The following is a 12,766-nucleotide window of genomic DNA, read 5'->3' as shown; positions in this document are numbered from 1 at the left end:
GTTCCGGCTGGTGGAGTCGTGGGGTGTCGCGCCGGAGTTCGTGGCGGGGCATTCGGTCGGCGAGATCGCGGCGGCGCACGTGGCGGGGGTCTTCTCGCTGGACGACGCCTGCGCGCTGGTCGCCGCCCGCGCCCGCCTGATGCAGGAACTCCCCTCGGGCGGGGCGATGGTGGCCGTGCGAGCCACGGAGGCCGAGGTCGTGTCCCGGCTGACCGAGGGGCTGTCCCTGGCCGCCGTGAACGGTCCCGACTCCGTCGTCATCGCCGGTGAGCAGGAGGAAGTCCTGGCCCTGGCGGCCGAGTTCGCGGGGGAGGGCCACAAGACGCAGCCTCTGCCGGTCAGTCACGCCTTCCACTCGGCGCTGATGGAACCGATGCTCGCCGAGTTCCGCCGGGTCGCGGAGAGCCTGGAGTACGCCGAGCCGCACGTCCCGGTGGTCTCCAACGTCACCGGCGCCCTCGCCGAGCCCGGTCAGCTCACCGACCCCGAGTACTGGGTGCGGCACGTCCGCGAGACCGTCCGCTTCGCCGACGGCGTCCGCGCCCTCGCCGAGGCGGGAGCCGACGCCTTCCTGGAGATCGGCCCTGACGGGGTCCTCACCGGCATGGCCGCCCGGGTCCTCGACACGGCCGCCGACGGAAGCGGCGGCGTGAGCGTCCCGGCGCTGCGCAAGGACCGGGCCGAGGAACGCGCGCTGCTCACCGCCCTGGCCCGGCTCCACACCGCCGGTGTCGCCGTCGACTGGACCGCCTGGTTCACCGGCACCGGCGCCCGCCGCACCGACCTGCCGACCTACGCCTTCCAGCGCGAGCTGTACTGGCCCGAGCCGGCCACGGGGCCGCACGCGGCCACCGCGCAGGACCCGGTGGACGCCGCGTTCTGGGCCGCCGTCGAGCGCGAGGACCTGGAGTCGCTCTCCGCCACCCTCGACCTGGACGACACGGTCCTGTCGAACGTGCTGCCCGCCCTCTCCACCTGGCGCCGTGGCCTGTCCGAGCGCACCCTGCTCGACGGCTGGCGCTACCGCGTCACCTGGCAGCCCGTCCCCCTCGGGAACACCGCCGACGACGGCACGGGCCGACCCTGGCTGGTCCTGACCCCGGCCGGGCACGACGACGCGTGGACCGAGGCCCTGGCCGCCACCTTCGGCGAGCACGCCGTCCGCCTCGCCGTCCCCGCCGACGAGGACGGCACCGCCGCCCTGCTCGACGGGGCCGCCGACGGCACCGCGTACGCCGGTGTCCTCTCGCTGCTCGCCGGCACCGCGACGGACGGCACCGCCCGCCCCGACACCCTGCTCCGCCTGCTGGCGGCCGCCGGGATCGACGCCCCGCTGTGGTGCGTCACCCGCGACGCCGTCTCCGTCGGCCGCTCCGACCCGGCGGCCGACCCGGACCGCGCCGCCCTGTGGGGCCTGGGCCGGGTACTCGCCCTGGACGAGCCCGAACGGTGGGGCGGACTGGTCGACGTCGACCACGTCGCCGACGCCCGCACCGTCGACCGTCTGCGCGCCGTCCTGACCGCCGCCCGCACCGACGGCCCGGCCGAGGACCAGGTGGCGCTGCGCGCCTCCGGCGCCTTCGGCCGCCGGCTGTCCCGGGCCGCCGCTCCCGCTCCGGACATCACCTGGCACCCCGCCGGGACCGTCCTGGTCACGGGCCGGGCGGAGGGCTTCGGCGGGCACGTCGCCCGCTGGCTCGCCGCGCACGGTGCCACCGGGGTGCTGCTGGCCGGCCCGGCCGGCCCCGAGGACGTCGCCACCACCGCCCTGCGTGCCGAGGTGGAGGCGCTCGGCGCCACCCTCACCGTCGTCCGCCACTCCGACCCGGCTGACGCCGCCCCGCTCACCGAGGCGTTGGCGGCGCAGACCGACGACCGGCCGCTGACCGCCGTCTTCCACACCGGGGACACCGGCGAGGAGACGCCCGGCGTCACCGGGGCGCGCGCCGCCTACGAGGCGCTGACCACCGCCGTCGGCGACCGTGACCTGGACGCCTTCGTCGTCTTCGGTTCCATCTCCGCCGTCTGGGGCGTCGGCGGCCAGGGCGCGGGCGCCGCGGCCGGAGTCTGCCTGGACGCCCTCGTCCAGCGACACCGCGCCCACGGCACCAACGCCGTCTCGGTCTCCTGGGGCGCCTGGCAGGGCGCCGGGCCGGACGGTCTCGCCGCCCACCTGCGCGCCAACGGCCTGCCCGCCATGGAGCCGGCCCGCGCGCTCGACGCCCTCGCCCCCGCGATCGGCGAGGCCGCCGCCGACCCGGCCGCTCCCGCCTCGGTGACCGTCGCGGACGTGGCCTGGGACCGGTTCGCCCCGGCGTTCACCCGCACCCGCGCCGGTCTGCTCCTCACCGGCGTGCCCGAGGCCCGCGAGGCCCTGAGCACCACCGGTGGCGACGGCGCGGACGCCGGTACCGCCTCCGCGCTGCGCGAGCGGCTGCGGCAGTCCGACCCCTCCGAGCGTCCGCGCACCCTCCTCGACACCGTGCTCACCGAGATCGCCTCGGTGCTGGGCCACACCGGCGCCGCCGCCGTCCCGGCCGAGAACGCCTTCAACGACCTCGGCTTCGACTCGCTCACCGCGGTCGACCTCCGCAACCGCCTCACCACGGCCACCGGGCTCACCCTGCCCGCGACCCTGGTCTTCGACTACCCGACCCCCGCCGCGCTCGCCGCCCACCTCCTCACCGAACTCCTCGGCGAGGACACCGGGCCCGGCACCGGCGCCCCCGTGGCACGCGCCGCCGCCGACGCGGACGACCCTGTCGTCATCGTCGGCATGAGCTGCCGCTACCCCGGCGACGTCCGCTCGCCCGAGGACCTGTGGGAACTGGTCGGGGCCGGTACCGACGCCATCGGCGGCTTCCCCACCGACCGCGGCTGGGACCTGGAGAAGCTGCTCCACGGCGACGAGGACGGCCGGGGCCGCAGCGTCACCCGCGAGGGCGGATTCCTCTACGACGTCGCCGACTTCGACCCCGCCTTCTTCGGGATCTCCCCGCGCGAGGCCCTGGTCATCGACCCGCAGCAGCGGATCGTCCTCCAGGCCGCCTGGGAGGCGCTGGAGCGGGCCGGGATCGACCCCGCCGTGCTGCGCGGCGGCGACACCGGTGTCTTCGTCGGCGGCGGCAGCGGCGACTACCGTCCCGCCATCGGCCAGTCCGGGCACGTCGAGACCGCCCAGTCGGCGAGCCTCCTCTCCGGACGGCTCTCCTACACCCTCGGCCTGGAGGGCCCCTCCGTCAGCGTCGACACGGCCTGCTCGTCGTCCCTGACCGCCCTGCACCTCGCCGCGCAGGCGATCCGCTCCGGCGAATGCTCGCTCGCCCTGGCCGGCGGTGTCACCGTGATGTCCACCCCGGTCGGCTTCGTCGAGTTCGGCGAGATGGGCGCCCTCTCCCCGGACGGCCGCTGCAAGCCCTTCTCCGACGCCGCCGACGGCACCGCCTGGTCCGAGGGCGTGGGCATGCTCGTCGTCGAGCGCCTCTCGGAGGCCCGCCGGCGCGGCCACGAGGTCCTCGCGGTCCTGCGCGGCTCCGCCATCAACCAGGACGGCGCCTCCAACGGTCTCACCGCCCCCAACGGCCCCTCCCAGCAGCGCGTCATCCGCAAGGCGCTGGCCGCCGCCGGGCTCACCGCCCGCGAGGTCGACGCCGTGGAGGCACACGGGACCGGGACCACCCTCGGTGACCCCATCGAGGCCCAGGCCCTCCTGGCGACGTACGGGCAGGACCGGCCCGAGGGGCAGCCGCTGCTGCTCGGCTCGGTCAAGTCCAACATCGGTCACAGCCAGGCCGCCTCCGGCGTCGCCGGCATCATCAAGATGGTCCTCGCCATGCGGCACGGCACGCTGCCGCGCACCCTGCACGCCGAGAAGCCCTCGCGCCACGTCGCCTGGGACCCGGACGCGGTCCACCTGCTGACCGAGGCGGCCGACTGGCCCGAGACCGGACGCCCGCGCCGCGCCGCTGTCTCCTCCTTCGGCGCCAGCGGCACCAACGCGCACGTCATCCTGGAACAGGCCCCCACCGGCCCGGCCGCCCCGGAGCGGGACGCGGAGCCCGCCACGCACGCCACCGACGCCGCACGGCTGCTGCCCCTGCCGCTGTCGGCGGCCACCGCGGACTCCCTGACCGAGCAGGCCGCCCGGCTCCGCGACCGGCTCACCGCCGGTGCGGCGCAGCCGCCGGCCACCGCCGACCTGGCGCTCTCCCTGGGCACCACCCGCTCCGCCTTCGAGCACCGGGCCGTCCTCGCCGTGGCCGGCCGCGACGACCTCCTCGACGCGCTCACCGCCCTCGCCGAGGACCGCGCCCACCCCGCCGTACTGCGCGGCCGCGCGGCCCCCGGCGGCCGGACCGCGTTCCTCTTCCCCGGGCAGGGCTCCCAGCGTCCCGGGGCGGGCCGCGCCCTCTACGCCCGCTTCCCGGTCTTCGCCACCGCCCTCGACGAGGTCCTCGCCCACTTCGACCAGGAACTCGAACGCCCGCTGCGCGACGTGATGTTCGCCGACGAGGGCACCCCCGAGGCGGCGCTCCTGGACCGGACCGGCTGGACCCAGCCCGCCCTGTTCGCCCTCGGCGTGGCCCTGTACCGGCTGGTCGAGTCCTGGGGCGTACGGCCCGACCTGCTCGCCGGGCACTCGGTCGGCGAGCTCGCGGCCGCCCACGTGGCCGGGGTCCTCTCCCTGCCGGACGCCTGCCGCGTCGTCTCCGCCCGCGCCCGCCTCATGGAGGCACTCCCGGCGGGCGGCGCCATGCTCGCCGTGCGCGCCACCGAGGACGAGATCGCCCCGTACCTGACCGACCAAATCTGCCTCGCCGCCGTCAACGGCCCGGAGTCCGTGGTGGTCTCGGGCGACGAGAAGGCGGTCACCGCGCTCGCTGAGGCCCTCGCCGAACAGGGCGGGAAGACTAGGCGTTTGCGGGTGAGCCATGCGTTTCACTCACTGCACATGGACGCCATGCTTCAGGACTTCGAACGGGTCACCCGGAGTGTGTCGTACGCCCCGCCGAAGCTGCCCCTGGTCTCGAACCTCACCGGGGACGCGGCCACCGACGCGCAGGTGTGCGACCCCGGGTACTGGGTCCGGCACGTCCGCGAGGCGGTCCGCTTCGGCGACGGTGTGCGCACCCTCGCCGGCCGCGGCGCCACCCGCTACCTCGAACTCGGCCCCGACGGAATCCTGTGCGGCCTCGCCCAGGAGACCCTCGACACCCTCGCCGACGAGAACCGCCCGGCCCCCACGGCCGTCCCGGCCCTGCGCACCGGACGCGACGAGGAGCAGGCCCTGATCACCGCCGTGGCCCGGCTGCACGCGGCCGGTCAGGGACTCGACTGGGCGGCACTGCTCGACGGCACCGGCGCCCGCCGCGTCGACCTGCCCACCTACCCGTTCCGCCGACTGCGGTTCTGGCCCGACGAGGCACCCGCCGCCGCCACCGGCACCACGGCCGACGCCGGGGACGCCGCCTTCTGGGCGGCGGTCCAGGACGAGCAGTTCGACTCCCTCGCCGGGGAACTCGGCGTCGACGGCGACGCGTTGCTGCGCGTCCTGCCGGCCCTGCGGGACTGGCGCCGCAAGCACGGCGACCAGACCACCGTGGACGGCTGGCGCCAGCGCATCGCCTGGCGGCCCCTGAACCGGGCCACCGCCGGCACCCCCGCCGGCACCTGGCTCGCCGTCGTGCCCGCCGACCACGCCGACCATCCGTGGACCACCGCCGTCCTGGCCGCGCTCGGCGCGGGCGCCCAGGTCCTGGAGGTCTCCGGCGAGGACCGCGCCGGACTCGCCGCCGCGATCCGCGAACGGCTCGACGCCACCGGGCCGTTCACCGGTGTGGTCTCCCTGCTCGCCGTCGCCGGGGAACCCGGTGACGGGACCGGTGCCCTGCCCGGCGGCGTCCCGGCCGGCGTGGCCCTGACCGCGACGCTGGTCCAGGCGCTCGGCGACGCCCGCACCGACGCCCCGCTGTGGTGCCTCACCCGTGGCGCCGCCGCCGTCTCGCCCGCCGAGACCGTCGCCGCACCGCTCCAGGCCGCCGTCCACGGACTCGGCCGGGTCGCCGCGCTGGAGCACCCGCAGCGCTGGGGCGGCACCGTCGATCTGCCGCTCGCCGTCGACGCGCGGACCGCCGAACGGCTCGCCGCCGTCCTCGCCGACCCCGAGGGCGAGGACCAGCTCGCCGTCCGGCCCGGTGCGGTCTTCGGCCGCCGCCTCGCCGCCGTCCGGCCCGGGACGCCCCGCGACTGGAAGCCCACCGGAACCGTCCTGATCACCGGCGGCACCGGAGCCCTCGGTGCCCGTACCGCCCGCCGCCTGGCCGGTGCCGGAGCCCGCCGCCTGGTCCTCCTCAGCCGCAGCGGACCCGACGCGCCCGGCGCCGGCGAACTCGCCGCCGACCTGCGCGCGCTCGGCGCCGAACCCGTCATCACCGCCTGCGACACCGCCGACCGGAAGGCCCTGGCCGCCGTCCTCGCGGCGATCCCCGAGGACGCGCCGCTCACCGGCGTCATCCACACCGCCGGAGTGCTGGACGACGGCGTCGTGGACGGCCTGACCCCCGAGCGGTTCGCCACGGTGTTCCGGGCCAAGGTGGCCTCCGCGCTGCTCCTGGACGAACTGACCCGCGCCCACGACCTGGAGGTGTTCGCCCTCTTCTCCTCGGCGTCCGCCGCCGTCGGCAACCCGGGCCAGGGCACCTACGCCGCCGCCAACGCGGTCCTCGACGCCCTCGCCGAACAGCGCAGGGCCGAGGGGCTGCCCGCCACCTCCGTGGCGTACGGCGCCTGGGGCGGGGAGGGCATGGCCGACGGCGTCCGCGCCGCCGCGCTCGCCCGCCGCACCGGCATCCGGCCGCTCGACCCGGACCTCGCGGTCCTCGCGCTGCGGCAGGTCGTCACGGGCAGCGACCCGGTCGCCGTCGTCGCCGACGTCGACCCCGACCGGTTCGTCCGCGCGTTCACCACCGTCCGGCCCAGCAGCCTGCTGGCCGAGATGCCCGCGTACGCCGCCCTCAAGAAGGCCGCATCCGCCGGCGGCGAGGCCGCGGACTCCGGTCCGTCGCTGCGCGACCGGCTGGCCAGGCTGCCCGAGAGCCGCCGTACCCAGACGGTCCTGACGCTGGTGCGCGAACGCGCCGCGGAGGTCCTCGGCCTCACCGGAACCGACCAGGTGGGCCCCGACCGGGCCTTCCGCGACCTCGGATTCGACTCCCTCGGCGCCGTCGAGCTGCGCAACCAGCTCGGCGCCGTCAGCGGACTCACCCTGTCCGCGACCCTCGTGTTCGACCACCCCACGCCCGCCGCACTCGCCGCCCACATCCTCGGACAGCTCCTCCCGGCCGGCACCCCCGGTGCCCCCGCCACGGACGGAGCCGGCGAAGAGGAACGGGCCGTGCGCGCCGCCCTCGCCCAGGTCCCCCTGGACCGGCTGCGCGACAGCGGACTCCTGGACCAGCTGCTGGACCTCGCCGGGCAGGACCCGGCCGGAACAGGCACGGACCAGGAGGCCGAGCCCTCCGGGGCCGGCGACGCCTACGACGCGTCGATCGACGCCATGGACGTCGACGGCCTGGTGCAGGCGGCACTCAACGGTAACCCTGACGAAGAGCGGGACTGACGGAGCCATCATGACCACGCCCAGCGAAAAAGTTGTCGAAGCTCTCCGGGCCTCGCTCAAGGAGACCGAACGCCTGCGCCGGCAGAACCGCGACCTCGCGGCCGCCGCCTCGGAGCCCGTCGCCGTCGTCGCGATGAGCTGCCGCTACCCCGGGGGAGTCACCTCCCCCGAGGACCTGTGGCACCTCGTCGCCTCCGGCACCGACGCCGTCGGCGGCTTCCCCACCGACCGGGGCTGGGACCTGGACGCGCTGCGGGACGCCGGGGTCGACGCCCGTGGCCACTCCGTCAGCCAGCGGGGCGGTTTCCTCGACGGGGTCGCCGACTTCGACGCCGCCTTCTTCGGCGTCTCCCCGCGCGAAGCCGTCTCCATGGACCCCCAGCAGCGGCTGCTGCTGGAGACCTCCTGGGAGGCCGTGGAGCGCGCCGGCATCGACCCGCGCAGCCTGCGCGGCAGCCGCACCGGCGTCTTCGTCGGCACCAACGGCCAGGACTACGCGTACCTCCTGGTGCGCTCCCTCGCCGACGCGACCGGCGACATCGGCACCGGCATCGCCGCCAGCGCCACCTCCGGCCGCCTCTCCTACACCCTGGGCCTGGAGGGGCCGGCGGTCACCGTCGACACCGCCTGCTCCTCCTCCCTCGTCGCCCTCCACGCCGCCGCCCACGCCCTGCGCGCGGGGGAGTGCGGCCTCGCCCTCGCCGGCGGCGTCAACGTCATGTCCGCCCCCGGCTCGCTGATGGAGTTCAGCCGCGCCGGCGGCCTGGCCGGTGACGGCCGCTGCAAGGCGTTCGCCGACGAGGCCGACGGCACCGGCTGGTCGGAGGGGGTCGGTGTCCTTCTCCTGGAGCGGCTCTCCGACGCCCGCCGCAACGGCCACCCGGTCCTCGCCGTGCTGCGCGGCTCCGCCGTCAACCAGGACGGCGCCTCCAACGGCTTCACCGCCCCCAACGGCCCCTCCCAGCAGCGCGTCATCCAGCAGGCGCTGGCCGCCGCCGGACTCACCGCCGCCGACGTCGACGCGGTCGAGGGCCACGGGACCGGCACCCCGCTCGGCGACCCCATCGAGGCCCAGGCCCTGCTCGCCACCTACGGCCAGGGCCGCCCCGAGGACCGGCCGCTGCTGCTCGGCTCCGTCAAGTCGAACATCGGCCACGCGCAGGCCGCCGCGGGAGTCGCCGGCGTCATCAAGATGATCATGGCGATGCGGCACGGCGTCGTCCCGAGCTCCCTCCACGCCGACCACCCCTCGCGCCACGTCGACTGGGACTCCGGGGCCGTCCGGCTGCTCTCCGAGGCCGTCGAGTGGCCCGAGACCGGCCGCCCTCGCCGCGCCGGCGTCTCCTCCTTCGGCATCAGCGGCACCAATGCCCACGTCGTGATCGAGCAGGCCGGACCCGCCGCCGAGCCGGAGTCCCCGGCCGAGCCCGAGACCGTCCCGACCGTCGTGCCGTGGCCCGTGCACGCCCGCTCCGAGGCGTCCCTGGACGCGCAGATCGAGGCCGTCACCGCTCTCACCGACGCCACGCCCCTCGACATCGGCCACTCCCTGGCCACCGGGCGCTCCCTTTTCGAGCACCGCGCCGTCCTGCTCTCCGGCCTCGACGGCGTCCCCGCCGAGGCGGCCCGTGGCCGCGCCACCGAACGCTCCCTCGCCGTCCTGTTCTCCGGCCAGGGCGCCCAGCGCGCCGAGATGGGCCGCGAACTGTACGCCCGCTTCCCGGTGTTCGCGAAGGCACTGGACGAGATCACCGCCCTGCTCGACCCGCGCCTGGACCGCCCGCTGCGGGAGGTGATGTTCGCCCGGCGCCGCACCCCCGAGGCGGCCCTCCTCGACACCACCGGCTACACCCAGCCCGCGCTCTTCGCCGTGGAGGTCGCCCTCCACCGCCTCGTCGAGTCCTGGGGCGTGGTCCCGGACTTCGTGGCCGGGCACTCCATCGGCGAGATCGCCGCCGCCCACGTCGCCGGTGTGTTCTCGCTGGAGGACGCCTGCACGCTGGTCGCCGCCCGCGCCCGCCTCATGCAGGAACTGCCCGCGGGCGGCGCCATGGTCGCCGTCCAGGCCACCGAGGCCGAGGCCGCCCCGCGCCTGACCGAGGGCGTCGCCCTCGCCGCCGTCAACGGCCCCGACTCCGTCACCCTGGCGGGCGAGGAGGCCCAGGTCCTCGCGCTGGCCGCCGAGTTCGCCGCCGAGGGCCGCAAGACGCAGCGCCTGGCGGTCAGCCACGCCTTCCACTCGCCGCTGATGGAGCCGATGCTCGCGGAGTTCCGCCGCGTCGCCGAGAGCCTCACCTACCACGAGCCGGTCCTGCCGGTCGTCTCCAACGTCACCGGCGCCCTCGCCGACGACCGCCTGCTGTGCGACCCCGAGTACTGGGTGGACCACGTCCGCTCCACGGTCCGCTTCGCCGACGGCGTCCGGGCCCTGGCCGGCGCCGGCGCCGACACCTTCGTCGAACTGGGCCCCGACGGCATCCTCACCGCCCTCGCCCAGCAGTGCCTCGACGGGCCCGACGTCGTCGCCGTCCCCGTCCTGCGCAAGGACCGCGCCGAGGAGCGCGCCCTGCTCACCGCGCTGGCCCGGCTCCACGTCGCCGGCGTCGACATCGACTGGGCCGCCTGCTTCGAGGGCACCGGTGCCCGCCGCACCGAACTGCCCACCTACCGCTGGCAGCACGAGCGCTACTGGCCCGTCCTGATGGCCGCCGCCGGGGACGTCAGCGCCGCGGGCCTGGTCTCCGCCGAACACCCGCTGCTCGGCGCCGCCGTGTCGCTGGCCGGCAGCGACGGGGTCCTCTTCACCGGACGCCTCTCCGCGCAGACCCACCCGTGGCTGCTGGACCACACGGTCGGCGGGATGGTGGCCTTCCCCGGCACCGGCTTCCTCGAACTCGCCGTCCGCGCCGGTGACCAGGTCGGCTGCGACCGCGTCGAGGACCTCACCCTCGCCAAGCCCCTCATCCTCACCGAGAACTCGGCGGCCGTCGTCCAGGTCCACGTCGGCGCGGCCGACGCCGACGGCGCCCGCCGCGTCACCGTCTACTCCCAGGCCGTCGACGACCCCGAGCAGCGCTGGACCGAGCACGCCTCCGGCCTGCTGACCCGTGGGGAGCGCGTCACCGGCTTCGACTCCACCGTCTGGCCGCCCCGCGGCGCCGTCGCCGCCGACCTGGAGGGCTTCTACGCGCGCACCGAGTACGGCCCGGTCTTCCAGGGCCTGCGCGCCGTCTGGACCCGCGACGACGAGGCCTTCGTCGAGGTCGCGCTGCCGCCCCAGGTGGACGACGCCGAGTACTACGGGATGCACCCCGCGCTGCTCGACGCGGCCGTCCAGTCCGTCGGCTTCGCCGGCCTCGGTGACGGCAAGAAGCTCGTACCGTTCTCCTGGTCCGGCGTCTCGCTGCACGCGGGCGGCGCCTCCGTGGTGCGGGTGCGGGTCGCCCGGGTCGGTGAGGACACCGTCTCCATCGCCGCCGTGGACGTCGAGGGCGCCCCGGTGCTCTCCGCCGACTCCCTCATCCTGCGCGCCCCTTCGGCGCTGCGCGCCCCCACCCTGCACAGCAGTGAGCAGGACGGGCTCCTGCGCCTGGAGTGGGTGGCCGCACCCGAGGGCGGCGCCGCCCCCGTGCGCGCCGTCACCCTCGGTACCGACCGCGCCTGGCCCGGCCCTCTCGCCTCCCTCGCCGACGCCGCCCCCGTCACGCCCGCCCCCGACCTGGTCCTCGTCCCGCTGGAGGGCGTCGAGGACGACACCCCCACGGCCGTCCACGCGGCCACCGCGCGCACCCTGGCACTGATCCAGGAGTGGCTGGAGCCGGCCACGTCCGCCGCCGGACGCCTCGTGTTCGTCACCCGGGGCGCCGTCGCCACCGGGACCGACACCGGCGTGAGCGATCTCGCCGCCGCCGCGGTGCACGGACTCGTCCGCAGCGCCGAGGCCGAGAACCCCGGCCGCTTCGCCCTCCTCGACCTCGACGCGGGCACCGCCGCGCCCTCCGGTGAACTCCTGGCGCAGCTTCCTCCCCTGCTGGCGGCCGGCGACACGCAGTTCGCCGTACGCGACGAGGCCGTCCTGGTGGCCCGCCTGGCCCGGCTGTCCACCGGCGCGAGCCTGCTGCCGGTCCCGGGGCTGCCGTGGCGGCTGGACACCACCGTCCCCGGCAGCATCGACGGCCTCTCCCTCGTCCCCGCACCCGAGGCACTGGACGAGCCGGAGGGCCGCGCCGTCCGGGTCGAGGTGCGGGCCGCGGGCCTGAACTTCCGTGACGTGCTGAACGCGCTCGGCATGTACCCCGGCGAGGCCGGACTGCTCGGCTCGGAGGCGGTCGGCCTCGTCACGGCCGTCGGCCCGGACGTCACCGGGATCGCCGTCGGCGACCGCGTGACCGGCATGATCCCCGGCGGCCTCGCCGACACCGTCCTCGTCGACGAGCGGTACGTGACCCGCGTGCCCGAGGAGTGGAGCGACGAGGACGCGGCCTCGGTGCCGCTGGTCTTCCTCACCGCCCTGTACGCCTTCCGTGACCTGGCCTCGGTCCAGGCGGGGGAGCGGGTGCTGATCCACGCCGGTGCGGGTGGTGTCGGTATGGCGGCGATCCAGCTCGCGCGGCACCTGGGTGCCGAGGTGTTCGCGACGGCGAGTGAGCCCAAGTGGGAGACGTTGCGGGGTCTGGGGCTGGACGATGCTCATATCGCGTCCTCGCGTGATCTGGGCTTCGAGGAGAAGTTCCGGGAGGTGACCGGTGGCGCGGGCATGGACGTGGTCCTGAACGCGCTGGCGGGTGACTTCGTGGACGCGTCGTTGAGGATCACGGCTCCCGGTGGCCGGTTCCTGGAGATGGGCAAGACCGACATCCGCGACCCACAGACCACGGGCGAGGTCCGCTACCGGGCCTTCGACCTCGGCGAAGCAGCCCCCGAGCGTATCGGCGAGATGCTGACCGAGCTCCTCGGCCTGTTCTCGGAGGGGGCGTTGCAGCCGCTTCCGGTGCGTGCGTGGGATGTGCGCCGGGCGCGTGAGGCGTTCCGCTTCATGAGTCAGGCGAAGCATGTGGGCAAGATCGTGCTGACGATGCCGCCGCGCTGGAACCCCGAGGGGACCGTGCTGGTCACTGGTGGGACGGGTGGTCTGGGGCGTGAGGTGGC

The 12,766-nt window shown here is 76.0% G+C and carries 2 protein-coding genes; both read left to right on the top strand.

Annotated elements, in window-relative coordinates:
* Nucleotides 1-7,618 (top strand): type I polyketide synthase (locus IF45_RS0130465; protein WP_037638826.1); only part of this gene is annotated, 7,618 nt, incomplete at its 5' end.
* A 10-nt stretch (nt 7,619-7,628) separates the two neighbouring features.
* On the top strand, nt 7,629-12,766 hold a 5,138-nt coding region (locus IF45_RS0130460), incomplete at its 3' end, for a type I polyketide synthase (RefSeq protein ID WP_037638823.1).

Origin of the sequence: Streptomyces albidoflavus, from assembly GCF_000719955.1 — a bacterium.
Lineage (GTDB): Bacteria > Actinomycetota > Actinomycetes > Streptomycetales > Streptomycetaceae > Streptomyces > Streptomyces albidoflavus.
Note: the sequence above shows the minus strand (reverse complement) of the source record. Positions and strands in the feature narration are given on the sequence as shown.